The organism is Faecalibacterium sp. 9, from assembly GCF_048320955.1.
Lineage (GTDB): Bacteria > Bacillota > Clostridia > Oscillospirales > Ruminococcaceae > Faecalibacterium > Faecalibacterium wellingii.
In genome coordinates this window covers 450,208-466,316 of sequence record NZ_JBLWGB010000002.1, presented here as the reverse complement: position 1 = coordinate 466,316, position 16,109 = coordinate 450,208, and the positions used below count along the sequence as shown (strand labels likewise).

The 16,109-nt window shown below is 56.5% G+C and carries 12 protein-coding genes; 9 read left to right on the top strand and 3 right to left on the bottom strand.

The genetic code is table 11. The features are described from left to right. Positions 1-38: 38 nt before the first annotated feature. The 3 genes from ACKXF9_RS10930 to ACKXF9_RS10920 all read left to right on the top strand — a co-directional run bounded on the left by ACKXF9_RS10930 (position 39) and on the right by ACKXF9_RS10920 (position 3,264). A complete protein-coding gene (locus ACKXF9_RS10930; protein WP_418266194.1) occupies positions 39-1,541 on the top strand; it encodes a spore germination protein in 1,503 nt (500 codons plus the stop codon). Beyond that, on the top strand, positions 1,499-2,296 hold the full coding sequence (locus ACKXF9_RS10925) for a hypothetical protein (RefSeq protein ID WP_418266193.1): 798 nt from the start codon (positions 1,499-1,501) through the stop codon (positions 2,294-2,296). The genes ACKXF9_RS10930 and ACKXF9_RS10925 overlap by 43 nt, the downstream gene beginning before the upstream one ends. Positions 2,297-2,382: 86 nt before the next feature. Further along, on the top strand, positions 2,383-3,264 hold the full coding sequence (locus tag ACKXF9_RS10920) for a hypothetical protein (protein WP_418266192.1): 882 nt from the start codon (positions 2,383-2,385) through the stop codon (positions 3,262-3,264). 18 nt (positions 3,265-3,282) lie between these two features. On the opposite strand, the gene ACKXF9_RS10915 is transcribed toward ACKXF9_RS10920, so the two are convergent. Genes ACKXF9_RS10915 through ACKXF9_RS10905 form a run of 3 tightly spaced genes read right to left on the bottom strand, consistent with a single transcriptional unit; the run spans position 3,283 to position 7,102 of the window. Continuing rightward, on the bottom strand, positions 3,283-4,632 hold the full coding sequence (locus ACKXF9_RS10915) for a sensor histidine kinase (protein ID WP_418266191.1): 1,350 nt from the start codon (positions 4,630-4,632) through the stop codon (positions 3,283-3,285). Next, on the bottom strand, positions 4,629-5,318 hold the full coding sequence (locus ACKXF9_RS10910) for a response regulator transcription factor (RefSeq protein ID WP_249238690.1): 690 nt from the start codon (positions 5,316-5,318) through the stop codon (positions 4,629-4,631). Before ACKXF9_RS10910 ends, ACKXF9_RS10915 begins: the two co-directional genes overlap by 4 nt. Beyond that, positions 5,315-7,102, bottom strand: a complete 1,788-nt coding sequence (locus ACKXF9_RS10905) for a Na/Pi cotransporter family protein (protein WP_418266190.1) — start codon at positions 7,100-7,102, stop codon at positions 5,315-5,317. The genes ACKXF9_RS10910 and ACKXF9_RS10905 overlap by 4 nt, the downstream gene beginning before the upstream one ends. Before the next feature lie 367 nt (positions 7,103-7,469). Here ACKXF9_RS10905 and hprK point away from each other — a divergent pair, with 367 nt between their 5' ends. The 6 genes from hprK (at position 7,470) to pfkA (ending at position 15,812) form a co-directional block, all read left to right on the top strand. Next, positions 7,470-8,405, top strand: coding sequence for an HPr(Ser) kinase/phosphatase (gene hprK, locus ACKXF9_RS10900; RefSeq protein WP_249236580.1), 936 nt, complete (start codon positions 7,470-7,472; stop codon positions 8,403-8,405). A gap of 17 nt (positions 8,406-8,422) precedes the next feature. Next, positions 8,423-9,319 carry a UDP-N-acetylmuramate dehydrogenase gene (gene murB / locus ACKXF9_RS10895; protein WP_418266189.1) on the top strand — a complete coding sequence of 299 codons (897 nt, stop codon included), beginning with the start codon at positions 8,423-8,425 and terminating at the stop codon, positions 9,317-9,319. A gap of 37 nt (positions 9,320-9,356) precedes the next feature. Continuing rightward, complete coding sequence (gene rapZ, locus ACKXF9_RS10890; RefSeq protein ID WP_418266188.1) at positions 9,357-10,220, top strand: RNase adapter RapZ; 864 nt, start codon at positions 9,357-9,359, stop codon at positions 10,218-10,220. A gap of 15 nt (positions 10,221-10,235) precedes the next feature. Further along, positions 10,236-11,177 carry a DNA-binding protein WhiA gene (gene whiA, locus ACKXF9_RS10885; protein ID WP_249236583.1) on the top strand — a complete coding sequence of 314 codons (942 nt, stop codon included), beginning with the start codon at positions 10,236-10,238 and terminating at the stop codon, positions 11,175-11,177. Then, on the top strand, positions 11,161-14,679 hold the full coding sequence (locus ACKXF9_RS10880) for a DNA polymerase III subunit alpha (RefSeq protein WP_418266187.1): 3,519 nt from the start codon (positions 11,161-11,163) through the stop codon (positions 14,677-14,679). The genes whiA and ACKXF9_RS10880 overlap by 17 nt, the downstream gene beginning before the upstream one ends. 158 nt (positions 14,680-14,837) lie before the next feature. Next, on the top strand, positions 14,838-15,812 hold the full coding sequence (gene pfkA, locus ACKXF9_RS10875) for a 6-phosphofructokinase (protein WP_249236585.1): 975 nt from the start codon (positions 14,838-14,840) through the stop codon (positions 15,810-15,812). The last annotated feature ends 297 nt before the right edge of the window (positions 15,813-16,109 follow it).

The following is a 16,109-nucleotide window of genomic DNA, read 5'->3' as shown; positions in this document are numbered from 1 at the left end:
TCAGACGGGCATACTGCTGTGCAAAGGAGTGGACATGGATGCAGCAGTTATCACAGAGCCTCTCGGCAAATCTGGCGGCACTGGACCGGATGTTTGGTTCTTCTGCGGATTATTATGCCAAAGAGATCACGATTTATCATTGCAAAGCCGTCATTCTTTTGTTTGACGGCATGGCCAGTCTGGATTCGCTCTGGACGCTTTTGCTGGATGCGGCCAGCCGCCAGGCCCCGCCGGTGCAGCCCGGACAGTGCTGCACCGGGATGCAGGCCTACGAGCTGATCCTGCACGACTCGGCTTTTCCGGCAGAGAATGCGCCGGTAGAGGATATGGACGAGCTGACCAAACGGCTGACAGCAGGCATGGCGGTGCTGCTTCTGGACGGCTGCGCAAAGGGCATTGCATTCTCGGTGCAGGGGCTCAAGTTCCGCTCGGTGGGCGAACCCTCGGGCGAAGGAAATCTACGCGGTTCCCGCGAGGGCTTTGCCGATCTGCTGCGGGTCAACCTGAGCCTGCTGCGGCGGCTTATCCGCAGCGAACAGCTGGTACAGGAAGCGGCACAGGCAGACACCGGAATGCGGACGGAATATGCCATCTGCTACTGTAAAAACAAAGCAGACCCTGCCATGGTGCAGCGTGTGCGCAAAACGCTTGCGGCGGCAAAGCCGGAGCTTCTGCTGGACTCCAGCTATTTTGTACCGTGGCTGCTGCCGGGCAGGGCACGGCTGTTCACGCCGGTGAGCTATACCGAGCGGCCCGCCGTGGCGGCAGCAAAGCTCTGTGAGGGAAAAATCGTGGTTCTGGTCAATGGCAGCCCTTCCGCCATGGTGCTTCCGGCCCTCTTCTGCGAAAACTTTGAATGTCTGGATGATTATGCATCTACTGCAGTGTTTTCCTCTTTTCTGCGCGTCCTGAAATATATTTCGTTTTATCTGACCGTATTTCTGCCGGGGGTGTTCGTGTGTCTGGCGGTCTATCTGCCGGAGCTGATCCCGCCGCAGCTGCTGTACAGGATCGAAGCGGCAGAAAAGGCAACGCCGCTGCCGCTGTTTGCAGAAATGCTGCTGGTCATGCTTATTCTGGAAGTCATCCGGGAAGCGGGTCTGCGGATGCCTCAGTCGCTGGGGCACTCGGTCAGTCTGGTGTCGGCCCTCATCATTGGGGATGCCGCCATTGCCACCGGGCTTATGAGCACGCCGGTGATCTTTGTGGCAAGCATCACGGCCATTGCGGTGTTCGTCACGCCCTCTTTGTACGAGCCTGCGACGCTGCTGCGTCTGGGTGTGGTGCTGGCTGCAGGTCTTGCCGGGCCGGTGGGTCTTGCGGGGGCTTTTTTTGCGTTTCTGCTCAGCCTATCCGGCACGGCCTGTCTGCAGGTGCCGTATCTGGCGGCGCACCCGTTTCCGCAGCGACCCATGGCAGAGGATGGCGTGATCCGCCGCAACTACCGCCGCCTTTCGCAGAAGGGCTTTAACATCTGGCAAAGACGGGAGGAAAAGGAATGCAAGGGCAGAAGAAACTCTCTTTTTCCGCACTGGCGCTGAGTGTATGGACGGCAGCTCTGGCAGAGAGCCTTGAACCGGGCGTTTCCCTGCGCGGGATGCTTCTTTATGGAGTGCTCGGGGCACTGTTGCTGACCGGGATCAGCGCGGTGCTGTATGTCTGCTGGCAGCAGACGGCGGTGCGGCAGGTCTGGCTTTTTGCGGCAGTCCTCGGGCTTCTGGCAGAGGCATTCTGGACGGCAATGCAGGCGCAGAGCGTCTGTCGGCAGGAGTTTCATTCCATGGCAATGCTCGGCTTGCTCCCGCTGCTGCTCTGGGCGGGATGCCGCATTCCGCTTTCCGGCTGGGATGCCCCGGCAAGGGTGCTGTGGTGGTTCGTGCTGCTGGGGGAGGGACTCTGTCTGGCAGGCATTGCAGGCCAGATGGAGTGGTCCCATCTGCTGGAACCGGATGCGGTGCAGCTGGCCAGGCTGCCGCGTGTGCCGCTGTACGCGGAGTATCTGCTCTGGCCCCTTCTGATGGAAGAAACTGCGCCGCGCCGCGTTCTTTTTCTGCCGTGGCTGACCTTTTTTGCACAGGTGTGTCTTGCCGGCGGCATCTGCCTTGTGTTTGGCGGAACGGACTATCCGGAGCAGGAACTACTGCGTGCATGGAGCGTGGGCATCTTCTCACGTATGGATGCGCTCCTGCTTCTGATCTGGCTTACCTGCGCTATTTTCCGTATCGGCTTCCTCTGCGCAGCGGCAGATGAGCTGTGGAAAAAAGCCACAAACCGCAGGAAAGGAGCAGCAGGATGAGGCGGCGGCTCCGGCATTCAATCGGCACGCTTTTGCTGGTAGGCTGGTGCCTGCTGTTTCTCCGCAGTGAGACCACGGAGAAAAGCATGGTAAGAGCACTCTATCTTGCACAAAACGAGGCAACAGTGACAGTCGGGCTTTTGTATCAGGCACCGGAAGCATCTGCGGATGCATCCGAAGCGTCGGCTGCAATGCAGATGCGGCTAGCCGAAGAAAGTACACTGGAAAAGGCGCTTTCGTCCGTGCAAAAAAAGCTTCCGCAGAAAGCAGACTATCGCCTGTGCGACTTTCTCATAATAAGTGAGAACACCTCAGAAGAACTGCTTTCTGCCTATGAGTCCATCGTTCTGGAAAGCGGGCGGGGGCGTGCGGCGGCAAAAGCTTCCATCCTTGCAGTTTCCACGGAAGAACTGGAAAAACAGCTTGAAGCTGCAGAAGGGCTTCCGGACAGACTCCTGAATGAATTGAAACAGGAATCGGGCCGGATGCCGCGACTGTACCAGCATCGGGATGGAATGTTCTGGCCGCAGCTTACCTTGCAAGATGAGGAGCTTTCCGCTGCCGGGACAAGTGTTTTCCGGAAAGGGGAGCAGCGCATCAAGCTGGACGCCCAGCAGACGGCAGTGGTTCAGCTTCTGTCCGGGATGCGCGGGACGCATACGCTTTGGCTTGCGGAGGAACCGGTGACGATCCGCCGGTGCAGCATTTCGTTCACGTTAAAAGGCGAATCGGTGCGCCTGCGTCTGGACTGCCAGCGTGGAGATGAGACCCCGCAGCCCAGTGCCGCACAGTGCGCTCAGCTGGCCCGGTTGTGCACACAGACTGTGCAAAGCTTCTGGCAGCAGGGAATAGACCTTGTGCATCTGCAGCAGCGCAGTGCGTTGCAGTATGGTGTGGGCAGGGAGAAGATCACAATAAAAAACGACTGTCCGCAATTACAGACAGTCGTGAGATTTTTACCGGAATAGCACAGAAGCTTCCGCTCCTCAGTTTGCAGTGGGGAAAGTAACGGTAATGGTGGTACCCACATCCACCTGACTTTCCAGCTTGATGCGGGCACTATGGATCAGCGCAATATGCTTGACGATCGCCAGTCCCAGACCGGTGCCGCCGGTCGCTTTGCTGCGGCTCTTATCCACACGGTAGAAGCGCTCAAACACGCTGGTCTGTGCTTCTTTCGGAATGCCGATGCCATTGTCCGTCACGGTCAGGGTGCAATGGCCGTCCCGATTGCAGGCAGTGGTGATCTGCACTTTTCCGCCGGGCCGGTTGTAGCGGATGGCGTTATCACACAGGTTCTGGCACAGCTCATCCAGCAGGGGCCGGTTTCCGTGTACAAGAGCACTTTCCCCCAGACAGGTCAGCGAGATATAAGCCCGGCGGGCATTCAGCTTCTGACGCTCCACGCACTCCTTTGCAACGCTCAGCAGATCGACCGTTTCCATTTCAGGCTCCGAGCCGGTCTCGCTTGCGTTGTCCAGACTGGAGAGCTGCAGGATATCATTGACCAGCTGGATCATGCGGCTGGCTTCCACATGGATCTTCTGCGCAAAGCCCGGCACATCCTCCGGCTTTGCAATGCCGGTCTCAATGAGCTCGGCGTAGCCGGAAATGCTGGTCAGAGGGGTCTTGAGTTCATGGCTGACATTGGCGGTGAATTCCTGCCGCATCTTCTCATTGTTTTCGCGCAGGATGCGGTCGGAATGGATGCTCTCTGCAAAGGGGATCAGCTCTTTGTAGGGCACATTGTCCTGAATATGGTCAAGGTCTTCGGTCATGCTCAGCACCGGCTGCACCAGCGCACGCGTCAGCAGGGTAGCCAGCACAGCGGCAGCCAGCATCAGCGCAACACAGCTCAGCACGATGGCGGGAATGGAGGAATCGTAGATAGACCACACCGTTTCGGCGTCCTGTGCAGTGCGCAGGATCTCGCCGTTCGGCAGCAGCACTGCATAATAGTAGGTCTCATATCCCATGGTTTGCGAGTCCCGGATATCCCGGCCGATGCCGCTGGCCATGGCCTGCCGGATCTCCGGCCGGGAAAGATGGTTTTCCATGGGCTGATCCGTGGCGGATTCAAACAGCACGCTGCCATCCTGCGAGATCAGAGTGATGCGCAGATCATTGGAAACAAAAGAAGTAAGCTGCTGCGGATCCTGCACCAGATCGTATCCGGCACTGACCAGTTCCGCTTCCCGCTCAAGGCCGGTCCATGCCTGTGCAGTAAAGGCTTTATGAAACACAAAGATACACAGTGCCGCTGTAAACAACAGACCAAAGAAGCCCATCAGAAACAGTCGGTAGCTGATCTTTTCTTCCATGCTGCGCAGCTTCATTCTTCACCGGCCTCCTCTTCATCGGTCAGCTTGTAACCCACCTTGCGCACAGTGCAGATGTATTTGCCGGCATCCCCCAGCTTTTTGCGCAGGGTGCGGATATGCATATCCACGGTGCGGCTCTCCACCGAAATGTCGGTGCCCCACACCACCTGCAGAATGGTCTCGCGTGTCACCACCAGATTGGTGTTCTCCAGCAGCAAACGCAGCAGACTGTACTCCTTGTAGGTCAGCTCTACCGGCGTTCCGCTCACAGTCACGTTGTGACGGGCATTGTCCAGCAGGATCTCGTGAAAGCTGAGCACATTGGGACGTGCTTCCGGAGCCGAGCGGCGCAGAGCAGCACGCACCCGGCTCAGAAACTCCATGATGCCAAAGGGCTTTGTGATGTAATCATCTGCGCCGCAGTCCAGCCCGCGCACCGTGTCCAGCTCGCTGGACTTGGCCGTGACCATGATGATGGGCAGCCGCCGCAGGGAAGGGGTGTTGCGCAGCTTTTTCAGGATAGAGAAGCCGTCCTCACCGGGCAGCATCACGTCCAGGATCACCAGCTCCGGCTCTGCAGCGTGCATGGCCTGCCAGAAGGGCTCCGAGCTCTCAAAGCTGGCCACCTCGTATCCGCTGGACTGCAGGGCATACTGCTCCAGCTCCCGGATGGCGGCATCGTCTTCCACAATATAGATCATTTGTCAAAATCCTCCGCAGACTGATTTTCAGGGAAAAGATAGCGCTCACGGTAACGGTCCAAACGACGATGGAATTCCTCGCTTTCCTTGGTGTCACTGCCGTGACGCAGCTCGTTGAGGTAAGCGTGGGTATCAAAACTGTCCTGTGCGACCTCGATCTGTGCAACGGCAACATTGCTGCAGTGGTCGCACACGCGCTCATAGTTGGTCAGCAGGTCATCCAGAACAAAGCCGTACTCGATGGAGCAGTTGCCGGCCTGCAGGCGGGCGATATGATGGGCTTTGATGGCGCGCACCAGCTCATTGACCACGGCTTCCAGCGGTTCCACCTTGCTGGCAAGGTGCAGGTCGCCTTTATGGAAGGCATCGGTGGTGCGGTTCAGGATATCCTGCACGGCATCCTCCAGCACCTGCAGCTCGTCCCGGGCATCCTGCGAGAACTGGATGTCTTTGGTGTGCATCTCCTCGGCGGATTCCAGCAGGTTTACGGAATGGTCGCTGATGCGCTCAAAATCGCTGATGGTGTGCAGCAGGGTGTTCACGCTCTGGCTGTCGGTGTGGTTCAGCTCACGGCTGGAAAGCTTGACAAGGTAGGTGCCGAGGGCGTCCTCGTAACGGTCTACCTGTGTCTCTTCCTCGCGGACCTTCTGCGCAAGTGTGTCGTTCCACTCATGGGTCAGGCTCATGGCCTGCATCACGCCCACACGGGCAAGCTCTGCCATTTCAGCCGTAGCAGAGCGGGCGCGCTCCACAGCCACGGCAGGGGTGTTCAGCAGGCGGTCATCCAGCAGCGCAAAGCTTTCCTTTTCCGGCGAATCCGGAATGGTGAGGATGGCCAGCTTTTCCAGCAGGCTTGCGAAGGGCAGCAGCACCAGCGTTGCCACGATATTGAACACCGAGTGCACCACAGCGATGCCCCATGCCTCGATGGTGGTGTTCACAAAAGCAAAGTGGCAGACCGTATTCAGGCCGTAAAAACCGACAAGGAAGATGCTTACACCGATGATGTTGAAGTACAGATGGACCATGGCAGCACGGCGTGCATTCTTGTTGGCGCCCACAGAGGAGATCAATGCGGTGACACAGGTTCCGATGTTCTGGCCCATGATGATGGGAATGGCACTGCCGTAGGTAATGACGCCGGTGGCGCTCAATGCCTGCAGGATGCCGACGCTGGCGCTGGAGCTCTGGATGATGCCGGTGACAAGGGCACCGACCAGAACGCCCAGAAGGGGGTTGGAGAAGCGGGTGAACAGGCTGGTGAACCATGCCTCGTTCTGCAGGGGCAGGACGGCGTTGGACATGGCAGTCATGCCGGTCATCAGCACAGCAAAGCCGATGAGAATGGTGCCGATGCCCTTTTTCTTCTCACTCTTACACATATACAGCAAAATGCCGATAAATGCAAGCAAAGGACTGAAAGAAGTGGGTTTGAGCAGATTGATGAGGAGACTGTCACCCTGCAGGCCGGAAAGGCTCAGAATCCAGCTGGTGACGGTGGTGCCCACATTGCTGCCCATGATGACGCCAATGGCCTGATGCAGTTCCATGATGCCGCTGTTGACAAAGCCGACCACCATCACGGTGGTAGCGCTGGAACTCTGGATCACAGCGGTGACGCACAGGCCAAGGAAAAACCCCTTGAGAGGGTTATCGGTCAGCTTGCTCAGAATCTTCTGCAGCTGGCCGCCGGCCTGCTTTTCCAGGGCCTTGCCCATGATGTCCATGCCGAACAAAAACAGGGCAAGGCCGCCAAGCAGGGAAAAGACATTGAAAATGGTCATAAAGATTTCCTCACTTTTGATTTCAGAAGCTGCTTTCACCCGCAGCGCACACCGCTTGAACAGCGGCGCTCTGCTTACAGAAAGAGCATCCTGCGTGTTTTGATGGTTCTCTCCTGTCTGAGAGTATACTGTTGCAATGTAAAATCCAAAATCCGCGGAATGTAAAATCCGTGTAAAAGTAAGAAAAATGTAAAAATAAAGTGCATGGACACGCTGCTGCGCAGGTTTCTTTCCGGCAAAGGAAAAAGAAAGAGCGGCTGTATTGTTTTTTAGGAATCATTCTATTATAATAAAAGGAAAGAATGCTGTGCCCGCCCGGCGGAATGGCGGTGCTGCACGGCAAAAGGGAGCACAGGAGGAAACAAGGATGGGCACATTCAATGTCTCGCTCAAAACGCTGACCGACCGTGTCAGTATGGAAGTTGTCTATACGCCAAAGGAACTGGATCAGATCTGTGTGGAGATCGCCGAGGTCAACCGTCCCGGTCTATTTCTTGCGGGTTATTACGATTATTTTGATAAGCTGCGCCTGCAGATCATGGGTCTGGCAGAGATGAACTTTCTGTCCGGCCTTTCGGCAGAAAAACGCTACGAAGCACTGGATCAGCTGTTTCGTCAGCAGCCGCCGGCTGTTATCGTCTGCCGCAGCGAGGAGTTGACTCCCTTCCCGGAAATGCAGGAACTGGCCCAGAAGCATGGCGTAGCGCTGCTGCGCTCCAACGAGACGACCTGTACGCTGATGGGCAGTCTGATCAGTGTACTCAATCTGGAACTGGCTCCCCGCATCACCCGGCACGGCGTGCTGGTGGAGGTGTATGGCGAGGGCATCCTGATCCTGGGCGACAGCGGCATCGGCAAAAGTGAGCTTGCCATCGAGCTGGTCAAGCGCGGCCACCGTCTGGTAGCAGACGATGCTGTGGAGCTGCGCAAGGTATCCAACCGCCAGATCATGGGCACCGCACCGGAAAACATCCGCCACTTTATTGAGCTGCGAGGCATTGGCATCGTCAATGTGGCCCGTGTGTACGGCGTTGGTGCGGTCAAACTGAGCGAAAGTCTGGACCTTGTTGTTCAGCTGGAGACATGGGACCCCACCAAAAACTACCAGCGCACCGGACTGGAAAACGAGTACTACGATATTCTGGGCGTCAGCATCCCCAGCACCAGCATTCCGGTCTCGCCGGGCCGCAATCTGGCTGTCGTGCTGGAAACTGCCGCCATCAACAACCGCCAGAAAAAGATGGGCTACAATGCAGCGCGTGAGCTGCTGATCCGTCTGGGTCTGGATGACAAAATGGACTGATTTAGGAGCTACCCACTATGGAACGATTCAAACAGAAGCTGCTGCAGGCAGGCATCCCGTTCCGGGAGAATGAGCCGCTTGCGGCACACTGTACCTTTAAAATCGGCGGTCCTGCACAGCTGTTCGTGCAGCCGCAGACAGAACAGCAGCTTTGCAGTGCGGTTGCGCTGTGCAAAGAACAGGCTGTCCGCTATTATCTGCTGGGCAACGGCAGCAATATCCTGTTTGCGGACGAGGGTTTTGCTGGTGTGGTGATCGACATTTCTGCACTGGGCAGCGATATTGCCGTTGAAGGCAATTTGCTGACAGCTGGTGCGGGCGTCCGGCTCGCAGCCCTGTGCAGGGCTGCGCTGGAACACGGCCTGTCTGGTCTGGAATTTGCCTATGGCATCCCCGGCACGGTGGGCGGTGCAGTGTATATGAATGCGGGTGCCTATGGCGGCGAAATGAAGGATGTCCTCACCGTGGTGCGGTATCTGACCGCAGAGGGAGAGGTCGTGCAGGCATCGGCAGCAGAGCTGGACCTGAGCTACCGCCACAGCATTTTTGAAGAAAATGGCGGCTGCATCCTTTCGGCGCAGTTTGTGCTGCAGCCCGGGAACGCAGCGGACATCCGTGCAAAAATGGATGAACTGATGGCAAAGCGTGTGGACAAGCAGCCGCTGGATAAGCCCAGCGCCGGCAGCACCTTCAAGCGCCCGGCAGGTGCTTTTGCAGCTGCACTCATCGACCAGTGCGGCCTGCGCGGTTTTCGTCACGGCGGTGCCGCCGTCAGCGACAAGCACTGCGGCTTTGTGGTCAACCTCGGCGGTGCCACTTGTGCCGATGTGCTGGCTCTCTGCGATGAAGTGCGTGCCATCGTGAAGGAAAAGACCGGCTATGAACTGGAAAAAGAGATCCGTGTTGTGAAATAAAAATATTGGCCAAGATAAAAGGAGCGGGATATCAATTATGGAGCTGTTGATCGTCAGCGGACTTTCCGGTGCAGGCAAATCGGTCGCCATGAACGCGCTGGAGGATATCGGCTTTTTCTGCATCGATAATGTTCCGGCCGGACTGCTGCCCAGCATCACTGCGTTCTCGGAAGCAGGCGACAGCCAGCTGGAGCGGGTGGCACTTTCTATGGATGTGCGCGGCTGCCGCACCAGCGAAGAGATCGAGCAGGCGCTTCATAAACTGGACGAGCAGGGGATCCTGTATAAGATCCTGTTTCTGGATGCCCCGGATGATGTGCTCATGCGCCGCTACAGCGAGACCCGCCGCCGTCATCCCATCAGCATTTCGGAGGGCATTTCCACGCGGGAGGCCTTTGCAAAGGAACGCAAGATTTTGAAGCCGCTGCAGGAGCGTGCAGACTATACCATCAATACGGCACTGCTCTCTACTGCACAGAACAAGGAGCGCATCTGCGACCTGTTTGTGAAAAATGGCGGAGCAAAAAGTGCAATGCGCCTGACCGTGATGTCCTTTGGTTTCAAGTTTGGCATCCCGCCGGAAGCAGACCTCGTGTTGGACGTGCGCTGCCTGCCCAATCCTTTCTATGTCCCGGAGCTCAAGCACAAGACGGGACTGGATCAGGAAGTGGTGGACTTTGTCATGTCGCACCCGGAAGCGCAGGAGCTGCTCAAGCGCTACGAAAGCTTTTTGCAGTATGCACTGCCGCTTTACGTCAAGGAGGGCAAAAGCCAGCTGACCATTGCGGTGGGATGTACCGGCGGCAAGCACCGCTCCATTACATTTGCGCGTAAGATCGCGGAGTATTGCGCGGCACTCGGCTACGAGCCGGGCGTGCAGCATCGTGATGCCATGCGTTGACAGAATTGAGGAAATATGAGTAGTTTTGCGTCCCGTGCGCGGGAGGAGATCGCTGCGCGCAGCATCCAGAAGGATTGCTGTGTGCGTGCGGCGGCCTATGGCATTGCGTGCTTTGCCAAATATTTTGATGCTAGGGGCCTTGTGGTGCAGACCGAACAGCAGGAGACGGTGCAGGCTGCACAGCAGCTGTTTGCCCGCTGCGGCGTGCAGGGCGAAATTTTGCAAAAGCAGCGGCCCAGCGGTGTTTTGTACGAGTTCAACATCCGTGCGCCGGAGCAGGTGGCCCGGATGCATGAGCTGTTCGGCACCACCGGCAGTGAGACCAGCCTGCAGATCGATCCCCGCCTTATCCGCTGCCAGACCTGCGTCAGTGCGTACATTGGCGCAGCTTTTTTGTGCAGTGGAACGGTCATTGACCCGCAGAAGGAATATAATCTGGAGTTCCTTACCTCCCGCACCAACCTTGCACGGGACTTTGAAGCATTGCTGGCAGAGCATGAGTTTGCACCGCACCGCACCCGGCGCAACGGTGTGAACCTGATCTACGTTAAAACGGGAGCCAATGTAGAACGGCTGCTCAGCTTTATGGGGGCAGTGAATGCCGCTGAGGAGATGCACGCACAGAAGGCGTTCAAGCAGGTGCGCAACCAGACGAATCGTCAGACCAACTGCGACACCGCAAACCTCGGCAAAACGGCCCGTGCCAATGCGCAGACGCTGAAGGCAATCCGATTTCTGGAAGAGCAGGATGCCCTTTCCACCTTGCCGGAGGTGCTGCAGCAAGCTGCCGCCAAACGGATGCAGTACCCGGACCTTTCGCTCACGGCACTGTGCGGCTGCTTTGAGCCCGCGGTGAGCAAATCCGGCCTGTCGCACCGGATGAAGAAACTGGAGGCGTTGGCCGAAAATCTGCGGAAGAATCTGGAACAGGAGGCACAGCGTGAGCGAGATCAGTGAGAATAACCGTCTTGGAAGGGACTTCGTTCATCTGCACATCCATACGGAATACAGCCTTCTGGACGGTGCCTGCCGCATCGACCAGCTGATGGAGCGTGTAAAAGAGTGCGGGCAGACCGCCATTGCCTGCACAGACCATGGCGTTATGTACGGCTGCGTGCAGTTTTACAAGGCGGCTAAAAAGGCGGGCATCAAGCCTATTATCGGCTGCGAAGTCTATGTTGCCACCCGCACCCGCTTTGATAAGGTGAACAAGATCGATGGCAATAACCATCTGATCCTGCTGTGCAAAAATGAGACCGGTTACAAAAACCTTATCAAAATGGTATCGGCCTCTTTTGTGGAGGGATTTTACTCCAAGCCCCGCATCGATAAGCAGCTGCTGGAGCAGTATCACGAGGGACTGATCTGCCTGTCTGCCTGTCTGGCCGGTGAGATCCCGCAGGCCATTCTGGCAGGCGACTATGAGCGTGCCAAAACCAGCGCGTTGTGGTACCGCGACCTGTTCGGCGAGGGCAACTATTACATTGAGCTGCAGGATCATGGCCTGAAAGAGGACAACATCGTTCTGCCGCAGCTCATCAAGCTTGCGCGGGAAACAGGCATCCCCATGGCAGCCACCAACGACTCCCACTATCTGCGCAGGGAGGATGCCAAGATGCAGGGCATCCTGCTGTGCATCCAGACCGGCAAGACCATTCAGGATGCGGATAAAATGGAGTTCCAGACCGACGAGTTCTATGTCAAAACGACAGACGAAATGTATGATCTGTTCTCCATGGTGCCGGAAGCCTGCGAAAATACGGCCAAAATTGCAGAGCGGTGCAGCTTTGATTTTGATTTCGGGCACACCAAGATCCCTTATTATAAAGCGCCGAACGGGATGGATAATCAGGCGTTTTTTGAAAAGCTCTGCTGGGAGGGTCTGGAACGCCGCTATGGGCCTGATGTACCGCAGGCCAACAAAGACCGTCTGAGCTACGAGATCGGCGTGGTCAAAAAGATGGGCTACACAAACTACTACCTCATCGTGTGGGACTACGTCAACTACGCCAAGAGTCAGGGCATCCCGGTGGGCCCGGGCCGCGGCTCCGGCGCAGGCAGCATTGCGGCTTACAGTGTGGGCATCACGGATATCGACCCCATCCGCTATAATCTGATCTTTGAACGCTTTTTGAACCCGGAGCGTGTCAGTATGCCGGACTTCGATGTGGATTTCTGCTACGAACGCCGACAGGAAGTCATTGATTACGTCAACCGCAAATACGGTGCTGACCATGTGGCGCAGATCGTCACCTTCGGCACCATGGCAGCCCGCAACGCCATCCGCGATGTCGGCCGTGTAATGGGGATCCCGTATCAGCAGGTGGATGCGGTGGCAAAGCAGGTCCCCATGGAACTGAAAATGACCCTGAAGCGTGCGCTGGAGGTCTCGACAGAGCTGAAGCGGATGTACGACACCGATCCGCAGGTCACGGAGCTGATCGACACGGCCCTGAAGGTGGAGGGAATGCCCCGCCATGCATCCACGCATGCGGCGGGCGTCGTCATTACCCCGGAGCCTACGGACTACTATCTGCCACTGGCCACCAATGATGGTCTGCCCGTGACCCAGTTCAACATGACCGAGATCGAGGAGCTTGGACTTCTGAAGATGGACTTCCTTGGTCTGCGCACCCTGACGGTCATCCGCGATGCGGAAATTGCCGTGCAGAAGCACCACCCGGAATTTTCCGTCCAGAAGCTGGACTATGACGACCCGGACACCTACAGGATGCTGGGGCAGGGCGATACCGAAGGCGTGTTCCAGCTGGAATCTTCCGGCATGAAGCAGGTCCTGGTGGGCCTGCAGCCGCAGAACCTTGAAGATGTCATCGCTCTCATCAGCCTGTACCGTCCCGGTCCCATGGACTCCATCCCGACCTATCTGCGCAACCGCCACGAGCCGGATAAGATCAGCTACAAGACCCCGCAGCTGGCGCACATTCTGGACGTGACCAACGGATGCATCGTGTATCAGGAACAGGTGATGCAGATCTTCCGTGAGCTGGCAGGCTTCTCGTTCGGGCAGGCAGACAATGTCCGCCGTGCCATGAGCAAAAAGAAGCATGCTGTTATGGAGGCAGAGCGTGAGCACTTTGTGCACGGCTGCACCGACCCCGGCAACGAATGCCCGGGCTGTGTGGCAAACGGCATTTCGGAAAAAGTGGCAAACGAGATCTACGACGAAATGTCCAGCTTCGCCTCCTATGCATTCAACAAAAGCCACGCTGCCTGCTATGCCTATGTGGCATTTCAGACAGCCTATCTCAAGTGCCATTACCCCAGTGAATTCATGGCTGCATTGCTGACCAGCGTGCTGGACAACACCGATAAAGTCATCGAGTACTCCGGCGAGTGCGCACGGCTTGGAATTAAGGTGCTGCCGCCGGACGTGAATGTTTCAAACGGCGGATTTACGGCAGATGACAACGGTCAGATCCGTTTTGGACTGAACGCGGTCAAGAACGTGGGCCGCAACCTTATTGAGAATGTGGTCAGAGAGCGGCAGAATAAGCCCTACACCAGCTTGTACGATTTCTGCAAGCGGATGCATGGTACAGAATTGAACCGCCGGGCGGTCGAAAGCCTGATCAAGGCCGGCGCCTTTGACCATATGGGCAGCAACCGCCACAGTCAGGTGGAGGCGGTGGAAGGCATTCTGAAAAGCATCGAAACAGACTCCCGGCGCAATCTGGACGGCCAGCTGGATCTGTTCTCGGTCATGAGCGGGGAAGCGCAGGACGAAGCATCTGCGGACAGCTATGAGATCAAACAGCTGTCGGAATACAGTCACAAGGAGCTGCTGCAGCAGGAAAAGGATGTCAGCGGCCTGTACCTGTCCGGCCATCCGCTGGACGCCTACCGTGAGCAGTCGGCGCGGATCGCGTCCCACTCCATCAAGGATCTGACCGGCGAGGATGCCCATGTGAAGGACGGCGAAAGGGTGCGCATCGTGTGTGCAGTGGTAAAAAGCCGCATGATGACCACCAAGTCCAACAGCATGATGGCCTTTACCAGTGTGGAAGACCTGACCGGTACGATGGAGGTGATCGTGTTCCCCAGAGTGCTGGACACCTTCCGCGATTCGCTGCACGAAAACGCGGTCGTTGTGATCGACGGCAAACTTTCTGTGCGAGAGGACGAAGCCTCCAAGCTGCTGGCAGAGAGTGTTGTCCCCATTGAAAGCTATGATCCCTCCCGGCCGGACAAGGGCCGCCCGGACCCGATGCGGAAGGCTGCAAAAAAACTCTATATCCGTGTGCCGTCCCGCAGCAGCAGGGAATATGCAAAGGTGGTAAATCTTCTGCATATTTTCGATGGAGATATGCCGGTGCTTCTGTACCTGATGGACACCAAGCAGTATCTGCAGGTGCCGCGTCATCTTTACACTTCCGGCCATCCGCTGCTGTTTGAAGAACTGGAAAGACTGGTCGGCGCAGACAATATTGCAACAAAATGACATTTCTGTGCACGAATCTTAACAGGCAGAATGTTTTCAAAACGGAGCGTTTGTGTTATAATGATTCAAGGCAAGTGAAGTGCTCTGAGCAGCGTTGAAATGGAGAGCGCTGTGATATTACTGGGTAAATGAAGACAAAATTGGAGGGAATCTCTCGTATGGAAAAGCAGATCAAAACGATTGGTGTGTTGACAAGCGGCGGTGATGCTCCCGGCATGAACGCTGCTGTGCGCGCCGTAGTCCGTACCGGCCTGCATAAGGGTTACCGTATGATCGGCATTCAGCGCGGCTATAACGGCCTGCTGAACGGCGAATGCTTTGAAATGAACCTGCGCAGTGTCTCGAACATCATTTCTGCAGGCGGTACGATCCTTTACACTGCCCGCTGCCTGGAGTTCAAGACCAAGGAAGGTCAGGACAAGGGTGCCGAGAAATGCCGCGAGCTGGGGATCGATGCACTGGTGGTCATTGGCGGTGATGGTTCTTACCGCGGCGCTCGTGAGCTGGCCCACCGCGGCATCCCGATGATCGGCCTGCCCGGCACCATCGATAACGATATTTCCTGCACGGATTATACCATCGGCTACGATACTGCGATGAATACCGCGCTGGAAATGATCGATAAGCTGCGCGACACCACCCAGAGCCATGACCGCTGCAGTGTGGTCGAGGTCATGGGCCGCAATGCCGGTTACATTGCACTGAACGTGGCCATCGCTTCCGGTGCTATGGCTGTTCTGCTGCCGGAGAAAGAGTTCGACATGCAGCGCGATATTCTGGATAAGATCGCAGAGACCCAGAAGACCGGCAAGCGTCATTTCATCATCATCGTGGCCGAGGGCGTCGGCCATGCGCAGGAGATCGCAAACGAGATCCAGGCCCGTACTGGCATTGATTCCCGTGCAACGATTCTGGGTCATGTCCAGCGCGGTGGTTCTCCCACCCTGCGTGACCGCGTGAATGCGTCTGCAATGGGCTATCACGCTGTCTGTCTGCTGGAGCAGGGCAAGTATAACCGTATCGTTGGCATGAAAGGCGAAAAACTGGTGGACTATCCGGTGGATGAAGCCCTTGAAATGACCAAGACGCTTGACCCGGTGCTGCTGGACGTTTGCAACACCATTTCTATCTGATATTTATAAAGTCAATACCATGGAGCTGTTCTCTCGAGGGATCGGGAGGGCGGCTCTTTTTTATGGCATGAACGGAGGAACGTGCTCACATCCTTCATTGCAGATTTGACCGAGAAAGCCTCTTGCAATTGCTGGAAATCCAATGAAAGATACAGCAAAAATAACGCGATAATACGTATTAAATTTACGCTATTCAACAAAGAGTATCTCCTCTGAATTGATTATAAATCAACCGAAAGAGTAAAGTGAAACCGATTTCAACTGTGATGGATAAATGATCTATACAAACCGTATTCC